Origin of the sequence: Streptomyces sp. 2A115, from assembly GCF_052245575.1 — a bacterium.
GTDB lineage: Bacteria > Actinomycetota > Actinomycetes > Streptomycetales > Streptomycetaceae > Streptomyces.
This window is the reverse complement of sequence record NZ_JBQQCG010000046.1, coordinates 21,124-39,557: the sequence shown is the minus strand read 5'-3', so window position 1 is coordinate 39,557 and position 18,434 is coordinate 21,124. Positions and strand designations below refer to the sequence as shown.

Here is an 18,434-nt window from a genome sequence, read left to right as displayed (position 1 = left end):
CCCGGAATAGTTGCGCCGGCCCCGACGTTCCCTGGGCAGTTGATTCGTCAACAGAATGGAAGAGGATGAGCACGATGCAGTTCGGGATCTTCACCGTCGGCGATGTCACCACCGACCCGACCACGGGCCGGACGCCGACCGAGCACGAGCGGATCAAGGCGATGGTCACCATCGCGCAGAAGACCGAGGAAGTCGGCCTGGACGTCTTCGCGACCGGCGAGCACCACAACCGGCCGTTCGTGCCCTCCTCCCCCACCACCATGCTGGGCTGGATCGCCGCCCGCACCGAGAAGCTGATCCTCTCCACGGCCACCACGCTGATCACCACCAACGACCCGGTGAAGATCGCCGAGGACTACGCGATGCTCCAGCACCTGGCCGATGGCCGCGTCGACCTGGTGATGGGGCGCGGCAACACCGGACCGGTCTATCCGTGGTTCGGCAAGGACATCCGCGAGGGCATCAACCTCGCCATCGAGAACTACGCGCTGCTGCACAAGCTGTGGCGCCAGGACGTGGTCGACTGGGAGGGCCGGTTCCGCACGCCGCTGCAGGGCTTCACCTCCACGCCGCGTCCGCTGGACGGAGTACCGCCGTTCGTCTGGCACGGCTCCATCCGTTCCCCGGAGATCGCGGAGCAGGCCGCGTACTACGGCGACGGCTTCTTCGCCAACAACATCTTCTGGCCCAAGGAGCACTTCCAGCGGCTGATCAACCTGTACCGGGAGCGGTACGCGTACTACGGCCACGGCAGCCCCGAGCAGGCCGTCGTCGGCCTCGGCGGGCACGTCTACATGCGCCGCAACTCCCAGGACGCCATCCGCGAGTTCCGCCCGTTCTTCGACCACTCACCGGTGATGGGTGGCGGGATTTCCATGGAGGACTACATGGAGCAGACGCCGCTGACCGTCGGCACCCCTGAGCAGGTCATAGAGAAGACGCTCACCTTCCGTGAGCACTTCGGCGACTACCAGCGCCAGCTCTTCGTGGTGGACGGCGGCGGGGTCCCGCTCAAGTCGGTGCTGGAGCAGATCGAGATGCTCGGAGAGGAGGTCGTGCCCGTCCTGCGCGAGGAGTTCGCCAAGAACCGGCCGGCGAACGTGCCCGACGGCCCCACCCATGCCGCACGGCTCGCCACTCGCGACACCGAGGACGTCAAGGCCTGAGGACGCGCAGACCCCCGGACTTCAAGGAAGGGAACGGAAGGGAATCATGAACGCCCTGAAACTCGTGGTCGTCTCGGCGGGGCTGAGCCTGCCCTCGTCCAGCCGGCTGCTGGCCGACCGGCTCACCGAGGCCACCCGGCAAAGCCTGGCGGACTCCGGACGCCCGGTGGACATCCGCGTGGTCGAACTGCGCGACGTCGCCGCCGACATCGCCCACAACATGGTGACCGGATTCCCGAGTCCCGCCCTGAGCGAGATGCTGGAAGCGGTCACGGAAGCGGACGCCGTCATCGCGGTGACACCCGTCTTCAGCGCCTCCTACAGCGGACTGTTCAAGTCGTTCTTCGACGTCATCGACAACGAGGCCCTCATCGCGACACCCGTCCTCATCGCCGCCACCGGCGGCAGCGCCCGCCACTCACTCGCCCTCGAGCACGCCCTGCGCCCACTGTTCACCTACCTGCGCGCAATCGTCGTACCCACCGCCGTCTACGCCGCCTCCGAGGACTGGGGCTCATCCGGGGACGACCACACCGACGGACTCGCCTCCCGGATCAGCCGCGCCGCCGGGGAACTGGCCGACCTGATGAGCGCACGCCCGACGACCACCACCGGCTCCGCGGGAACCGTCGTCCCGTTCGCGCAGCAACTGGCCGCGCTCCGGCCGGCGTAAATGGCGTCGCGGGAGCGCCGGGAACAAGGGGCGATGGAGGTGGCGCGCACCCGAGAGTTGACACATCAACCTATGCTATTTTCATCAATGTGCCAGCAAGGCTCCTCGTGTACGGCGGCTCCCCGTCGGAACGGGCCGGGTTTCAAGGAGGAAATATGACGGTCAAGGTCATCGACGCACCCGAGGCACGCCGCTACGAGGCACGGGTGGACGGGGAGTCCGCGGTCGCGGGCTATGCGCAGTACATCCGAACGGCGGAACTGATCGCGTTCGTCCACACCGAGGTGGCGCCCGAGTACGAGGGCCGGGGAATCGGTTCGGCGTTGGCGCGGACCTCCCTCGACGAGGCACGTGCCGCGGGGCTGCGCGTGCTGGCCACCTGCCCCTTCTACGCCGGCTGGATCGCCCGTCACCCCGAGTACGCCGACCTGCTGTACCAGGCCCGGAGCAAGGTCAGCGACTGACCCGGCCGCCTGGCCGAGACGCAGCAGTGAGGGAGAAGGCCGGCATGAGCGGCAAACCACAGAAGAAGGCGTATACGGCGCCGGGGATCACCGTGACCTTCGAGGCGAGGCGCTGCCTGCACGCCGCCGAGTGCCTCAACGGCCTGCCCGAGGTCTTCGACGCGGACAGGCGTCCATGGATCCAGCCGGACGCCGCCTCGGCCGACCGCCTCGCCGAAGTGGTACGCCGCTGCCCCTCGGGCGCGCTGCAGTACGAGCTGCGGCACGAACCGTCTGGCGGCGCGACGGAGATCGCGGACCGGCCCACCCGGATCACCCGGACCCCTGCCGGGCAGCTGATCGTGCGCGGCGAACTGTCGCTGGTCACGGCGGAGGGACCGCGCACCGACACCAGGGCCATCCTGTGCGGCTGTGGGCAAAGCCAACTGCAGCCGTACTGCGACCACTCGGGCGCCTGCGGCCATTGAGACCGGCGGCGGCACCCGATACCCCGCCGGGTCGGTGCCGCCGATCCCCAGCTCCGCAAGCCGAAGGTCACAGGTTTCTCGCGAGGATCCGCGCGCCGCGTCGTGGGTCCAGGGACTCCGCCCAGGACGGCGGCGCCAGGCGCGCGGTCGTGGGCGCGAAGCCGTACCGGAGGAACAGGCCGCCACCGCCGGTCGTCGCCGTGAACAGGGCACCGAGCGACTGGGCGCGCGCCCTGGCCAGTACGGCGCGCAGGAGCCCGGCTCCCACTCCGCCGCCCTGCCTGTGCCCGGCCACGCAGAAGTTGTACACAACTCCCGCGGGTCCGCGGCCCTCCCTCGGGTCGGCCGGGTGCGAGCGCAACCCCACGCAGCCCTCGAGGGTGCCGTCGGGGGCCTCCGTCACGAGGAAGTCGGCCGTGTGGGTGGCATAGAGCGAGACAGGCCGCTCCCGCAGCGCCCCCGAGCGCACGAAGGGCCGGGACAGCGCGGCGAGTGCGGCAGCGTCCGCCTGACGGGCGGTGCGGACGGCGGACGTCGGCGAGAGGAGCGCATGCGGGAGCGGGGCAGGGCGCGGCGTAGCCGTGATCAAGGCTTTCCTTCCTCGGTTCCACGGTCGAAAGAACGGCTCGTAGCCGCTTCACTCCGACGAGACAAGCGAGGTAAGGCTAGCCTTGCCTTATTCGGGAGTCCAGCGCGGGGTCCCCGTGCCGCGCGTGCCACCGCGAGCTCGGCGTACTCGCTCACGCGCCCGGTCCACGCTCCGGACAGCCGCCGTCTTGCTGCTCACGACACCGCCTTCCCGGTCTCGCGGCCGTCGACATATGTCGCCACCACCGCGATGTCTCCGATGCGCGATGTATCGACGCTACGGGGGTCGCCGCCGAGCACGACCAGGTCGGCGCGCCTGCCCGGGGTGAGGCTTCCCAGGATGTCCTCCCAGTGGCAGGCGAAGGCGCCGGCGACGGTGTAGGCATGCAGGGCCTGGTCGACGGTGATGCCCTCGTCCGGGCCGATCACCTGGCCGGACTCGGAGGCGCGCTCGGCCATGAACTGGATGGGCGCGCGTTCGTCAGTCTGGCGCAGAGCATCAGTGGCGCCCCTCCGAGGTGTCGGCCGACACGGTGGCGGGCGAATCGGCCGGGCCCGCGGGCACGGGCCGAGGTCCTTGGCGGGGCGGCTCGCCGGGGACGGTCAGACGTCCATGGACGTGGCGAGGGATCGGGGCCGCAGGTCGGTCCAGTGGGCCTCGATGTAGTCCAGGCATGCCTCTCGGGTGTTCTCGTCGAAGACGATCGCCCACCCCCCGGGCACCTCGGCGAAGGACGGCCAGAGCGAGTGCTGGCCCTCGTCGTTCACCAGGACCAGGAAACGGCCTTCGGTGTCGTCGAAGGGGTTGGTGCTCATGTTCGGTGCCTCCTCAGGGATGGAAGGGAACGCCATGATTAGGTTAGGCTCGCCTAATTAGGCTGAGCTGACCTTAGCCTCTCCCCTTCCCTCTCACAAGGAGACCCAGCCGGCCATGACCGAACCTGTCTCCGGCCTCACAGCCGATATGGCCGATATGGAGAACGCCTTCGTCGAGTTCGGGCTGCCCGGCAAACCCGGCACCGACGAGTTCTGGGCAACGGCCGGGACACCCGCGTCGGTACCCGCCGACGACGGCGGTTGGGTGACCTTGTTCCTGTGGCGCGGGTCTCCGGCCAGCATCGGCTTCGAGAGCTGGTCAGAGCCGGTACCCCTGCGCCGATGGGGCGACACGGACTGCTGGTACGCCGAGGTGCGCATGCCCGCGCGGCTGCGGGTGACCTACCAGTTCCTCGCGGGCGACGCGGCGTACGCCGACCCGTTCAATCCGGTCGGTGCGGGCGGTGACCGGTCCATCGCCGCGACCCCGGACGCCCCGGCCCAGCCGCACTGGCCCGTCATCGGCGCCGGCACCGACGTCGTACTGCCCCTCCCCCGCACCCGGATCCGCTGGGCCGGCGAACGGCTCGGCGGGCGGCGCACCGTGCGCGTCCACCCGGCGGGCGGCGGCGGGCCGGTGGTCCTGCTGCTCGACGGGGACGACTGGCTGTACCTGCACCCGGCCATGACCGCGTTCGATTCGGCCGTCGCCAGTGGCGAGATGCCCCCGGTCACCCTCGTCTTCCTTCCGACCAAGGACAGGGCGGCCGAGTTCGGGTGCAGGCCCGAGCTGTGGGAGGCGGTCCGGGACGAACTGCTACCGCTGGTGGCGGAGAGCGGCGTACCCGCTGACCTGGACCGGCTGGTGGTCGCCGGGCAGAGCCTCGGCGGGCTGAGCGCGGTGTACGCGGCGCTGGAGTTCCCGGAGCTGGTGTCCCGTGTCGCCTGCCAGTCGGGGTCGTTCTGGTGGACGCCCGACGCGATGGGTCTGGCCGACCCGTTGGGCGGGCCGGTCGGGGGCTCCATCGCGGCGCGCCTGCGGGCCCGTAGGCCCGAACTGTCCGGGCTACGGGTCGCGTTCGACGTGGGGGAACACGAGACGCGGATGTTGCCCCACTGTGAGCCGGTGGAGGCCCTGGCCGAGGAGGCCGGTGCGGCCGTGCGCGTCTCGCGGTCGGCGTCCGGCCACGACCGGGCGGGGTGGCGGCAGGCCCTGCTCAGGGATGTGGCCTGGACCCTCGCGTGAGCGCTCCGCTGGGAGCACGGTGATTGTCTGCGGGTCCGGTGGGGGCTGGTCGCGCAGTTCCCCGCGCCCCTCAAAGATTGCGCAGTTCCCCGCGCCCCTCAAAGATTGCGCAGTTCCCCGCGCCCCTCAAAGATTGCGCAGTTCCCCGCGCCCCGCGCCCCTGACGGGGCGCGTTACCGCGCCACCGCCAAGCAGTAGTCCTCGTCCGTGGCGAGGAGGTTTCGGTGGGTGTCCTCGGCTGTGATCACGCCCTCGTCCAGGACGAGGACACGGTCGGCGGCGTCCAGGAGGGCCGGGCTGCTGGTGATCACGATGGTGGTGCGGCCGCGCCGCAGTTCGGCGACGTTGCGCGCGATGAGCTGTTCGGTGACCGCGTCGACGGCTGTTGTCGGGTTGTGCAGGACAAGGACGTCGGTGTCGGCGGCGAGGGCACGGGCCAGGGACAGCCGTTGGCGCTGCCCCCCGGAAAGGTTCGCGCCGCGGTCGCGGACGGCGTAGTCGAGCCCTTCGCGGTGGAGGGCGACGACGTCGGTCAGCATGGACGCCTCGACGGCCTCGGGGATCATCCGGCTGGTGCCCGACGGGTCGATGTTCGTGCGGAGGGTGCCCGCGAAGATCTCCCCGTCGTACGGGTTCACCAGTATGTGCTCGCGGACCGCCTCGATCGACAGGTCCGCGAGTTCCTGCCCGCTGACCCGTACCACTCCCTCGTACGCGTCGGGCGGGACGTTCACCGCCAGGATCGACGCGAGGTCGGCCGCCGCCCGCGGCTGGTAGACGGCGATCGCCACGAACTCGCCGGCGGGCACCTGGAACTTCAGCTTGCGCAGGGTTCCGTATCGGACGCAGTCGATCTCGAGGTCTCCGCCCGCGGCCGGGCGCTCCGGCCCCGGGGTCGTCACCGGCGGCGCGGTCAGCACCAGCGCCATCCGCTCGGCCGACGCGCGCGCGATCATCACGTACTTGGGCATCTCCGAGAACAGTTTGAGCGGTTCCATGATGAACTGCGCGAGACCCACGGCCATGACGAGTTCCCCGATGGTGATCTGGCCGCCGAACGCCAGCCAGCCCGCCGTCAGGGTCACGGCGGCGGCGAGGACCGCGTTGAGGGCGAGCGCGGTGCCCGCGTACACGCCGTTCACCCTGGCGACGGTGATCGCCTGGTGCTTCGCCTCCGTGCTGACCTTCCGGTAGGACCGGAACGCCGCGTGGTTGCCGCCGAAGCCGTGCAGCGGGCGCAGGCCGATGATGAGGTCGGCGACCTTCGCGCCCGCCCGCGCCACCCGGGCCTGCTGTTCCCGGGTACTGGAGCCGATCCGCTTGGACATCACGCTCAGGATCGACAGGATCGCGACGGTTCCCACCATCACCAGCAGGCCGAGCCGGATGTCGGCCAGGCCCAGCGCGACCGCCGCGATCACCACGGCGACCAGGGAGCTGATCAGCAGCGGCACCACCTCGATGATGTCGGCGGTCTGGTCGGCGTCCTCGGTGGCGATGGTCAGCACCTCGCCGGACTTGAGGTCGACGTCCCTGGCCACCGGCTGGAGTCCGCGACCCGCGACCCGCACCCGCCAGCGGTGCGCCTCGGTCGTGTTGGCCTTCTGCAGGACGCGCATCCCGAACCGCCACGACAGCGACACGGTCGTGATGATCACGGCCAACGCGGCGATCGCCAGGCCGAGCGATCCGAGGTTCCGGTCCCCCTTCATCGTGTGTTCGACGATCAGGCCGAGTGCGATGGGGAAGGCCGTCTCACCCGCCTGGTACAGGCCCATGAGGACAGTGCCCCAGACCATGGCGCCGACGTTGCGACGCAGTGCGGTCCGGAGGATGTCGGACCCCGGACGGGGCCGCTGCAGGTCAGGAGTTGTCATCGACGTGGTCATCAAGGTGGTCATCGAGGTGGCGGGCAATCGCTTCCGGGGTTCGCAGGGTGAACAGATCACGGATGGTGATCACAGGACCGTACTCCCGGCGGAGCAGCCCGATCAGCCGCACCGCCAGCATGGAGTGCCCTCCGAGGGACACGAAGTCGCTCACCGCGCTCACCTCGTCGTCGTCCAGGTCCAGTGCCTCGGCGAAGAACTCGCACACCGTGGTCTCGGTCTCGGTGTCCGGGCCGCGCTCGACCGCCGTGGTCAACGCGCCCAGCGGCTTGGGCTCCGGCAACGCCTTCGTGTCAGCCTTCCCGTTCACCGTCAGCGGGATGCTGTCGACCTGGGCGTAGTGCGTCGGGCGCAGGAAGTCCGGCAGCCCGGCTCCCACTTCGGCGGCGACCGCCGCCAGGTCGGAACCGTCGAGCACGAGGTACGCGGCCAGCCGGTACGCTCCGTCGACCTGCGGGTCGGGCTGGGCGACCGCGGCGACGAACCGCACCGCCGAGTGCGCCGCGAACACGGCCTCGACCTCGCCGAGTTCGACCCGGTGCCCCCGGATCTTGACCTGCTGGTCGGTGCGGCCCAGGTACGTCAGGTTCCCGTCGGGCCGCCGGTCCACCAGGTCCCCGGTGCGGTACATGCGCTCGCCGGGTTCGCCGAACGGGCACGCGACGAAGCGGTGCGCGGTCTGGGCGGGCTGCCCGAGATAGCCGCGCGCGATGCCGATGCCCGACACGTACAACTCACCGGGAACTCCGTCCGGAAGCGGTCGCAGCCACGGGTCCAGTACGTACACCTCGGTGTTGTCGATGGCCACGCCCACCACCGGGTCCTGGCATTCGAAGGTGCCGACGCCGAGGGTGTTGATGGTGTACTCGGTGGGTCCGTACAGGTTGTAGCCGACCGTGCCCTCGGTCTCGGCGAGCCGCTGCCACAGCGTCGGGGTGACGGCCTCCCCGCCAAGGAGCACCAGTGCGGGGCGTCGTGCCGGGTTGTCCAACAGCCCCTCGGCGACCAGTTGTTGCGCGTAGGTCGGGGTCACGTTGATGACGTCGATACCGTGCTCGAGGCAGTACTCGACCAACCGGGGCGCGTCACGCCGCAGTTCCTCGTCGCAGATGTGCACCTCGTGACCGTCGGCGAGCCACAGCAGCTCCTCCCACGACATGTCGAAGGCGAACGACACGGTGTGCGCGATCCGGAAGACCCGGTGCTCGTGCTCCGCCAACACCGGCTCGAAGATGCGGCGCTGATGGTTGATCAGCATGTTGGTGAGCCCGGCGTACTCGGTCACCACGCCCTTGGGCTTCCCGGTCGACCCGGAGGTGTAGATCGTGTAGGCGGGGTGCCGCAGGCGGTTCGGGTCGTCCGGCGCGAACGTCACGAACGGCTCGGCGTCCGGCAGCGGACGGTCCAGCTCGATCAGGTCGGTCAGGCCGCCGGTCAGCCGGGGCGACACGGCGTTCACGGTGAGGATGACCTCCGGGCGGGCGTCCGCGACGATCGCGGCGATCCGCTCGTCCGGGTGGTCCAGCTCCAGCGGCACGTACGCGGCACCGACGCGCAGCACGGCGAACAGCGCCACGATCGAGTCGAGGGAGCGCGGGATCGCGAGACCCACGGTCGTCTCCGGGCCGATGCCGCGCCCGGCGAGCACACCCGCCACCGCGCGGCTGCGGTCGCGGAGTTGGGCGAAGGTCATGGCCGAGCCGTCGGCGACGAGCGCCACCCGCTCCGGGGCACGGTCCGCCGCCTGGTCGAACCGGTCGACCACGGTGTCCGTGCCGACGTCCGTGCGTTCGGCGGGCACGGGCTCCGGCGCCAGGCCCCGCAGGGCACCGACCGGCCCGGTCGACCGGGCGAGGTCTTCGAGCACGCGCAGGTAGTCGTCGAGGAGACGACGGGCGTTCTCGGTGTCGTCGTCGCGGTGCTCCAGCTTGACCGTGAGCCGTTCGCCGGGCGTGACGACCCAGGTGAACGGGTAGTGCGTGGAGTCGTCCGCCTTGACCGATGTGATGCCGTGCCGGGCGTTCATCTCAGCGAACGCGTCCATGTCCAGGAAGTTCTGGAGCACGAACAGGTTGTCGAAGAGGGCGTCGTGCCCGCTGGCCCGCTGGATCTCGCCGAGGCCGAGGTGCTCGTGCTCCATCGCCTCGACCCTGGCCGCCTGAACGGACGACAGGTACTCGCGGACCGTGTCCTCCGGCCGTGCCCGCGTCCACATGGGCACGGTGTTGAGGAGCACGCCGACGACGTCGCCCAGGCCCTCACCCTCCCGGCCGGAGACCGTCACGCCGAACACGGCGTCACCGCGGCCCGTGTGTGCGCCGAGCAGGAGGCCGAACGCGCCTGTCAGCACCGAGTTCAGCGTGACGCCGTGCACCTTGGCCGCTTCCCGCAGCAGGTCCGACTGTTCGGCGGACATGGTGTGCACGAGCGCGCTCGGCAGATCGTCCGAAAGGGCCGGCGCCGGTCCGGCGAGCAGCGTCGGGCCGGGGAGGCCTGCCAGGTGCTCCGCCCAGAAGCGTTCCGATACGGCGGAGTCCTTGGCGTCGAGCGCCCGGGCGTAGTCCTCGAAGCTTGGCGTGGCCGGGGCCGCGTGCGGTGGCTCGCCCGCGATGACGGCCTGATAGGCGTCGAACAGGTCCCGCAGCACGATCTCGCGGGACCAGCCGTCCCACAGCAGCAGGTGATAGCTCAGCAGCAGGCCGTCGCGGTCGTCCGGCAGACGCACCACGGTCAGCCGGATGAGCGGCGGATCACCCGGGTCGAAGCCTGTGTCGCGGTCCCGGGCGCGCAGGTCGTCGACCTCCGCCTCCGTCGCCAACTCGACTGTACGGACAGTGACTTGCCGACCCGCACTGAGGACCTGGACCGGGTTTCCGTCGTCGTCGGTGGTGAAGCCGGCGCCCACCACCGGGTGCCGCGCGATCACGTACGCCATCGCCTCGGCCAGCGCGTCGGTGTCCAGCCGCCGGTCGAAGGTGAACCAGCTCTGCGCGACATAGTGTCCGGCCGTGCCCGCCATCTGGGCCTGGAAGAACAGGCCCCGCTGGAGCGGGGTGACCGGTGCCGTGCGCTCGGCCGTCGCGGAGGCGTCCGCGATGCTCTCCAGCGCGCTCAGCCAGTGCTCGGTGATCTCGTCGGGGATGCCCTCGGCCAGGGTGAAGGCCGCGTGCAGGCTTCCGGTGGCCGCGTCGATCCACGCGTTGACCTCGACGGCGTACGGGCTGCCCTGATCGCCGCCGGTGACGTGCAGCGCCTGGGACTCGCTGCCCCGGCCGAGGTAGTTGAACAGCACCTGCGGGCGGGCGGTCAGCAGCGGGGCCGTCTGCGGGTTGAGGTACCTGAGCCGGCCGTAGGCGACATGGCCGCGCTCGTCGGGCTGGCGTTCAATGACCTCGCGGGCCGCCGCGACGGGGTCGGTGTGCGCCGTGAGCCGCACGGGCGCGATGGAGGTGAACCAGCCGACCGTGCGGGTGTAGTCGTGGTGTTCGAGGGCCGGGACCCGGCCGTGCCGCTCCAACTCGATCGCGAGATCGGTGGGCGACGGCTGGATGTGGGTCAGCGCGGTGCGCAGCGCGCCGCACAGCAATTCGGTGAGACCGACGCCGAGTGCGGTGGGCGCGGTACGCGTGACGCGGTCGCTCGCTTCGGGGGCGAGTACGACGGTCGTCTCGTGCGACCCGTCGACCGCGGGCCGCCCTTCGACCGCGGGCAGCAGCGCGGGCGCCTGGAGCGTGGTGACCCAGTGGCCGAGGTCGTCGATCAGCTCGGCGGACTGGAGCGTGAGTGCTTCGGCGTATTCGGCGTAGGACGTGGTGGGCGGTGCCAGGGCCTCTTCGCGCATGGCGGTGACCAGGTCGTCCAGCAGGACCAGCCAGGACACCGAGTCGACGGCGAGGTGGTGCACGGTGACCACCAGGGTCCGGCTCGCCTCCAGCCATGAGAACGCGATGACGTCCCCTGACTCGGGATCGAGCCGTCCGGCGGCTTCGTTCGCCGCGGTCGTCGCGTCGGTCGCGCTGGTGGCGCCGGTCGCGTCCGTCCGTACGACGGTGACCTCTCGGGCGGGTTCGGTACGCAGTGCCCACACCCCGTGCTCGACGCGCAGCCGCAGCCGGAGTGCCGGGTGCGCGGCCACGACGGCGTTCGCGGCGCGCTCGACGTCGGCGAACCCGGTGCCGTCGGGGGCCACCAGCGTCCTGGCCTGGGCGAACCGGGCGAGGGAGCCGCCCAGTTCCCGCTGGCGCAGGATGATCGGCGTCGGCGTCAGCGGGCCGTCCTCGCGGCGGGCGGGCGCCGAGGGCGCGGCCTGCGGGGTGCTCGTCGCCAGATGCTCTGCGAGCGCGCGCGGGGTCCTGAACAGGAACACGTCCCGTGGTGCGATCTGGAGGCCGAGCGCCCTGGCCCGGTTGATCACGGTGATGGCGACGATACTGTCGCCTCCGGCCATGAAGAAGTCGGTGTCGGCGTCCACGGCTGCGCCCGGCAGGGTTTGGGTGAAGATGTCGACCAGCGCAGGAAGTGCGACCGTAGGGGCATCTTCGTCTGCGAGTGCGTCGTGGCTGGTCGCGCCGTTCCCCGCGCCCCTGTCGGGCGTAGCCGCCCGCTCGGCAAGTGCCTTCCGGTCCAGCTTGCCGTTGACCGTCAGCGGCAGAGCGTCGACCGGCAACACCCGCCCGGGCACCATGTGCACGGGCAACTTCGCGGAGAGCAGCTCCGTGAAATCACCGGGCACCCTCCCCACCACGTGCGCGACCAGGTGGTCGCCGCTGTCCGCCACGGTGACGGCCACGTCGACCACGCCGTCGAGTTCCCTGATCGCGGACTCCACCTCGCCCAACTCGATCCGGAAACCCTTGAGTTGGACCTGGTCGTCGGCACGCCCAGCGAACTCCAGCTCGCCGTCGAGCGTACGGCGGGCGAGGTCGCCCGTGTGGTACATGCGGGAGCCGTCGCCCGCGAACGGGTTCGCCACGAACCGGCCCGCGGTGAGCCCCGGCCTGCCCAGGTAGCCGAGCGACACCTGGTCGCCGGCGACGTAGATGGCGCCCACCCGGCCCGGTGGCACCGGCCGGAGCCGGTCGTCGAGCAGGTAGGTGACCAGCCCGGGGATCGGGCCGCCGATCGGGCTGACGTCATCGCCGAGGCCGAAGTCCTCTTCGGTCAGCACCCGGTGGGTGACATGGACGGTGGTCTCGGTGATGCCGTACATGTTGACCAGCTCGGGCGAACCGGTGCCGTACCGCTCGACCCAGCCCCGCAGCCGCCCGAGATCCAGCGCCTCACCGCCGAAGATGATCCGGCGCAGTGCGGTGGCCGGCTCGCCGGCATGCCGGTCGGCCTCGATGAACTGGTAGAACGCCGACGGGGTCTGGTTGAGCACGGTCACTCCGCGTTCGCGGACCAGCCGGTGGAAGTCGACCGGGGAGCGGGTCAGCCCGTACTCCGGAACCAGCAGCTCACCGCCGTGCGCCAGCGCGCCCCACAGCTCCCAGACCGCGAAGTCGAAGGAGAAGGAGTGGAACTGGACCCACACGTCCCGCGGGCCGAAGTCCATGTCGGGCTGCGTGTTCGCGAGCAGCGCCACCACACTGGAGTGCGGGACGACGACACCCTTGGGCCGGCCGGTCGATCCGGACGTGTAGATCACGTATGCGGGATCGTGCCAACTCACGTCGGGGACGGGGGCGTTGGCGGCGGACGGCAGCTCGTCCCCCTGCACGAGCACGCGGGCCGACACGCCCGCCCGGGCCAGCAGTTCCGTGAAACGGTCCCGTTGCTCACGGTCCACGAGGACGACCTGCGGAACGGCGTCGGCGAGGATGTACTCCAGCCGTTCGTCCGGGTACGCCATGTCCAGCGGTACGTACGCGCCGCCCGCGCCGACGATCGCGACCAGGGCGACCACCTGCTCAAGGGAACGCGGAACGGCGACGGCGACCCGTTTGCCCGGCCCGACACCGGCCGCGCGCAGCGCCGAGGCCAACTCGTTCTTCGCGTCCGCCAGTTCGCCGTAGGTCAGTGACCTGGTGTCGCCGTCGAGAGCGCACTGGGTGACGGCGGTGGCGGCCGGGTCGCGGTTCGCGGCGGCGTCGAACAGTCCGCCCAAGGTCGTCGGGGTACTGCGTATTCCTGGGGGGCGACCCCCCAGACTGCCACGAAGCGCGGGACGCCGGGCACCGCCGGTGCCTTCGGACGCCAGGTCGCCGACGAGGGCGTCCGGCCGGGTCAACAGACCGGTGAGGGTCGAGCTGAACGTACGCAGGATCTCCTGGGCGCTCGCCTCCCGCAGCAGCTCGCCGTCGTAGATCAGGTTGAAGCGCGGACGACCGTCGAGCGCGCGCTCCACCACCAGCGTCAACGGGTAGTGCGGCGCACCCTCGTTCACGATGTCGGTGATGACCAGCGTGTCATCAGGCCCCCGCAGACCCTCCACATCGGTCGCTACGTCGAACACCACCAGGGTGTCGAACAGGGAGCCCGCGCCCGCCTGGCGACCGATCCTCGCCAGCGAGACATGCTGGTGCGGCTGCACCGCGCTCTGATGTTCCCGCACCGAGGCGAGCAGGTCGCGCGCCGTGGTCGTACCGGCCCAACGGGCGCGTACGGGAATCGTGTTGATGAACAGACCCACCATGTTCTCGATGCCGGGCACATCCGCGTCGCGCCCGGACACCGTGGAACCGAACACCACGTCCCCGCCACTGCCGCCGTGCAGGAGGCCGCCCAGCGTCACCGCCCAGGCGCTGTGCACGGCCACGCTCAGCGGCACACCGGCCGACCGGACGGCCGCGTCGATGTCGTCCTCCGGCTCCACGGCGGTGTCGGTGAACCGGTCGGACGGGGTGTGCCCCTCGGCGACCAGCGACGGGCCGGGCAGCTCGGCGAGTTGCTCGCGCCACACCCGGTCACTCTCGTCGTCGTCACGCTCGGCGAGCCAGCGCACGTAGTCGGGGAAGCCGCCGAGTGCGTACACGGTCCCCGGCGCGTGGTACTCGGCCAGCAGCGCACGGAGCATCGGCGGCACCGACCAGCCGTCGGCGATGATGTGGTGCACGGTCTGCACCAGAACCTTCCGGACGTTCCGGCCGGAGCCCGCGCGGATGAGCGTGTAGCGCATCAGCGGGCCGGTGGCCAGGTCGAACCCGGCGCGGCGGTCGCGCTCGGCGAGGTCGCGTATCTCGTCGTCGGTGATGCCGGGACGGTCCAGTGTGGTGAAGGGCGCCTCCACGCCGCTCTCCAGGACGGAGACCACACGGCCGTCGGCGAGGGCCGTGAACCGCGCGGCCAGGTTCGGGTACAGGGTGAGCAGGCGGGTGGCCGCCGCCGCGAGCCGGTCGGCGTCCACCTCGCCCTCCAGCGTGAGCAGTTGCTGCTCGACGTAGCTGCCCGCCGAGTCGTCGTCGAAGACCGAGTGGAAGTACAGGCCTTCCTGCAACGGGGTCAGCGGCAGGATGTCCCGCAGCGCCGGTCCGTCCAGGGCGTCGACGTCGGCCTGCGTGAGCGGCACCAGGCCGAAGTCGCTGGGAGAGTGGCCGCCCTGGTCCAGCGCGGCGAGCCCGGCCAGTGCCACCCGGAAGTACTCGCCGAGCGTCGCGATGTCCTCGTCGGTGAACATGCCGTCGGGCCAGGAGATGGTGGTGACCAGCTCGTACTCGCCGCCGGTCGAGGCGGGTTCGGCGATCGCGTTGAACTCCAGGGCGCGCGGCAGACGCATCCTCGGGTCACGCTTCTCGCCCAACTGCCCTGTGGCGCCCGCGAGTTGCCAGTCCCCGGAGGCGCCCGCATCGAAGCGGCCCAGGTAGTTGAACAACACCTGCGGTGCGGGCGCGTCGAACTCGGTGTCGGTCAGGTACCGCAGGGCACCGTAGGAAACGCCGTTGTCCGGCACCCGGGCGAGGTCTTCCTTGACCGCCTTGAGTGCGGCGGCCAGGTACTCGGGGGCGGTGGGATCGGCCGCCGCGCCGGGGTCCACGGTCACCGGGAACAGGGTGGTGAACCAGCCCACGGTCCGCGACAGCTCCGGCTCGAAGCCGGCCGTGCCGCCCACGAACTGCCCCTCGCGGCCATGGCCTTCGAGTTCGATGTGCGCGAAGGTCTGGTCCTGCCCGAGGTCGCGGCGCCAGCGGGCGAGAGTGACGGCGAGCGCGGTCAGCAGCACGTCGTTGACGCCCGCGTGGAACTTCGCGGGAATCTCGCCCAGCAGTGCGGCGGTGACCTCGGGTCCGACCGCGACGGTCCGCACCCGCTCTCGCGCGACGGTGTCGGCTTCGGACAGCGCGCGCCTGCCCACCGGTTCGTCCGCTCCCGGCAGGGGACGCCGGAAGTAGGCGCTGTCCGCGTCGAGCGCCGCGCGCTCCAGCAACTGCGTCCAGCGCCGGAACGACGTGCCCACCGGGGGCAACTCGATCGGCGCCCCCGAGGCGAACTGCCGCCACGCCGTGGCCAGGTCCTCCATCAGGACCCGCCAGGACACGCCGTCGATCACCACGTGATGCACGACCACGAGCAACTGCCGCGCCTCGCGACGCCAGACGGCTCGCAGCATCACGCCACCCGCCGGGTCCAATCCCTCGGTGGCGAGCGCCACGCACTCGTCGAGCGGCCGGTCGCTCTCCTGCCACCCCACCACGGCCTGCCCCGCCACGGCCTGCTCCGCCTCCGGACCCGCGACTGCCTGGTCCGCCTGGATGTCGAAGCTCCAGCGGTCGCCGCGCACCAGCTTGGCGCGCAGCATGTCGTGCCGCCCGACCACGGCGGCGAGGATCTGGTCGAGGGCGTCGGAGGTCAGGTCCGCGGGGGTGTTCAGCACCACCGACTGCACGAAGCCGTCGATCGCGTCCGTGGTCTCGCCGAGCCACCGCACGATGGGCGATCCCACGACGGAACCGGTCGCGACGTCGCCGTGGTCCACAGTGGCGACGTCTTCACGGCTTGCCACCGCCGCCAGCGCCCCCACGGTGCTGTTGACGAAGATCTGCCGTGCCGTGACGTAGAGGCCCGCCTCGCGCAGCGCGCTCAGCAGCGAGATCGCCAGCAGGCTGTCTCCGCCGAGCTGGAAGAAGTCCTGGTCGACACCGACCTCGTCCAGTTGCAGCAGCGCGGCGACCGCCGCGCACACCACGCGCTCGTTCTCGGTGGCGGGCGGTGTGAGCGAGCCCGTCCCGATCGCCGGCTCCGGCAGCGCGTTCCGGTCGAGCTTGCCGTTCGCGGTGAGCGGGAACTCCTGCATCACGACGAGGTGGGCGGGCACCATGTACTCCACCATGTGCTCGGTGGCCCACGCCTTGACCTCGTCCGCCCGCAGGTCTTCGCTCCCGGCGGCCGGGATCACGTACCCCACCAGGTAGGTGCCGCCGGCCGCGTTCTTCTTCGCGACGACGCAGGTGTGCCGTACCGCGGGGTGCTCGGCGAGACCGACCTCGACGTCCTCGATCTCCAGCCGCATACCGCGGATCTTGATCTGGTTGTCGGCCCGGCCCAGGAAGTCCAGCGACCCGTCCGGGGCGAACCGCGCGAGGTCACCGGTCCGGTACAGCCGGGACCCGTCCCCGGCGAAGGGGTTCGCCACGAAGCGGGACGCCGTCAGGCCGGGCGCGTTGACGTACCCGCGGCCCAGGAGGAACCCGCCCACGTACAGCTCGCCGCCGACTCCGACCGGGACCGGGCGCAACTCGTCGTCCAGCACGTACAACTGGGTGTTCGGGTTGGCCTTGCCGATCGACGTCGACAGGCGTTCCGCCGCGCCCCGGTAGATGACGTGCGAGACACCGATCGTCGTCTCGGCCGGGCCGTAGCCGTGGTACATGGGGATGTCGAGCCGGGTGCGGAACCGCTCGTACAGCTCCGGGGTCAGCACCTCTCCGCCGCACCACACGTGCCGCAGGCTGTCGAGGCGGCCGGAGTCGCCCGCGATCTCCAGCAGTACGTCCAGCATGGACGACACCAAGTAGGTGAAGGTGACGCGGTGTTCGGCGATCACGCTCAGCAGGTGGTGCGGGTCGCGTTCGCCGCCGGGCCGCAGGACCACCAGCCTGCCGCCGGACACCAGCGGCAGGAAGATCTCGTTGATGGAGATGTCGAAGGACAACGGCGCCTTGAACAGCGACGCGTCGTCGTGGCCGAAGCGCAGGATCTCGTCGACCTGCCACAGCAGGCGCTCGCTGATCGCTTCGTGGCGGATCATCGCACCCTTGGGCCGCCCGGTCGAACCGGACGTGAACATCACGTAGGCCAGGGCGGGGCCGGGAACGGTGACGCCGGTGCCCTCGGCGGGGTAGGACCCGAACCGCCAGTCGCCGAGGTCGACGGCCACGGCTTCCGGTTCACTCGGGTCGTGCTCGCCCGAGTCGTTGAGCTGCGCCACGACCCGGGCGTCGTCGATGACGACGGCTCGGCGCGCGGCGGGCCACTGCGGATCGAGCGGCACGAACGCGCAGCCTGCCTGGAGCACACCGAGCAGCCCGATGACCATGTCGGCGGAGCGGCCCAGCGAGATGCCGACGACCTGTTCGGCGGTGAGTCCGCGTTCGATCAGATGGTGGGCCAACTGGCCTGACAGCTCAGCGGCCTGACGGTACGTCAGCGACCGGTGCTCGTCGACGATGGCGACGGCGTCCGGCCTGGTCCGGGCCTGCTCGCGGAACATCTCCACGACGGTCGGGCGGACCCGGTCGGCCTGGGTGTCGTTCCACTCGGCCAGGGCCTCGAGCCTCGCCGCCACGCTGGACGGGCTGATGGTGCCGATGGGCCGGTCCGGGAAGTCGGCCAGGTCGTCCAGCGCGAGCTGCGCGTCGGCCGGCACCACGCCGTGCGGGACAGCGATGCTCCAGCCGTCCGTGCCGGCCACGCCATCCGCGCCGACCTCCCAACCGCCGGGCCCGTCCCCGCCGTTGTCGACCCACGCGAGGACGTCGGCGAACAGAGTGCCGGGGGCGAGATCGATGCCGTCGGGACTGCGGCCCGTCGCCCAGTACGCCAGCCCGATGGCGCACGCTTCGGCGATGGTCCTGTCGGAGAAGTCACCGGTCCGCCGGCGTACGTCGGCCAGGCGCGCGGGAGAAAGCAGTACGAGACGAGCGCTCGGTTCCATCATCGAAGACTCAACGCCCCTTCAAAGGTATTAAAG

9 protein-coding genes and 1 pseudogene are annotated in these 18,434 nt (G+C 70.8%); 5 read left to right on the top strand and 5 right to left on the bottom strand.

The genetic code is table 11. From position 1 onward, the window contains the following. Positions 1–74 precede the first annotated feature (74 nt). The 4 genes from ACTWQR_RS32835 (at position 75) to ACTWQR_RS32820 (ending at position 2,770) form a co-directional block, all read left to right on the top strand. Positions 75–1,166: an LLM class flavin-dependent oxidoreductase gene (locus tag ACTWQR_RS32835; RefSeq protein WP_443230888.1), complete on the top strand. Its 1,092-nt coding sequence runs from the start codon at positions 75–77 to the stop codon at positions 1,164–1,166. 46 nt (positions 1,167–1,212) lie between these two features. Next, positions 1,213–1,839, top strand: coding sequence for a CE1759 family FMN reductase (locus ACTWQR_RS32830; RefSeq protein WP_443230846.1), 627 nt, complete (start codon positions 1,213–1,215; stop codon positions 1,837–1,839). A 155-nt stretch (positions 1,840–1,994) separates the two neighbouring features. Then, positions 1,995–2,303 (top strand): GNAT family N-acetyltransferase, encoded by a 309-nt coding sequence (locus tag ACTWQR_RS32825; RefSeq protein ID WP_443230845.1) that lies wholly within the window; start codon positions 1,995–1,997, stop codon positions 2,301–2,303. Between the two features lie 44 nt (positions 2,304–2,347). Then, positions 2,348–2,770: a (4Fe-4S)-binding protein gene (locus ACTWQR_RS32820; RefSeq protein ID WP_443230844.1), complete on the top strand. Its 423-nt coding sequence runs from the start codon at positions 2,348–2,350 to the stop codon at positions 2,768–2,770. A 67-nt stretch (positions 2,771–2,837) separates the two neighbouring features. On the opposite strand, the gene ACTWQR_RS32815 is transcribed toward ACTWQR_RS32820, so the two are convergent. From ACTWQR_RS32815 to ACTWQR_RS32805, 3 genes and pseudogenes are all read right to left on the bottom strand, one after another. Further along, a complete protein-coding gene (locus ACTWQR_RS32815; protein ID WP_443230843.1) occupies positions 2,838–3,359 on the bottom strand; it encodes a GNAT family N-acetyltransferase in 522 nt (173 codons plus the stop codon). 194 nt (positions 3,360–3,553) lie between these two features. Then, a pseudogene (locus ACTWQR_RS32810) lies at positions 3,554–3,826 on the bottom strand (amidohydrolase family protein); the annotation flags it as partial. Positions 3,827–3,961: 135 nt separating this feature from the next. Continuing rightward, on the bottom strand, positions 3,962–4,174 hold the full coding sequence (locus ACTWQR_RS32805; protein ID WP_443230842.1) for an MbtH family protein: 213 nt from the start codon (positions 4,172–4,174) through the stop codon (positions 3,962–3,964). Between the two features lie 115 nt (positions 4,175–4,289). Between ACTWQR_RS32805 and ACTWQR_RS32800 the strand changes: the two genes are divergently transcribed. Next, positions 4,290–5,420: an alpha/beta hydrolase-fold protein gene (locus ACTWQR_RS32800; protein WP_443230841.1), complete on the top strand. Its 1,131-nt coding sequence runs from the start codon at positions 4,290–4,292 to the stop codon at positions 5,418–5,420. 173 nt (positions 5,421–5,593) lie between these two features. On the opposite strand, the gene ACTWQR_RS32795 is transcribed toward ACTWQR_RS32800, so the two are convergent. Continuing rightward, the gene (locus ACTWQR_RS32795; protein ID WP_443230840.1) at positions 5,594–7,297 is read right to left on the bottom strand and encodes an ABC transporter ATP-binding protein; all 1,704 of its coding nucleotides are present in this window, start codon (positions 7,295–7,297) and stop codon (positions 5,594–5,596) included. After that, positions 7,284–18,401, bottom strand: coding sequence for an amino acid adenylation domain-containing protein (locus tag ACTWQR_RS32790; protein WP_443230839.1), 11,118 nt, complete (start codon positions 18,399–18,401; stop codon positions 7,284–7,286). The genes ACTWQR_RS32795 and ACTWQR_RS32790 overlap by 14 nt, the downstream gene beginning before the upstream one ends. Positions 18,402–18,434: the final 33 nt, after the last annotated feature.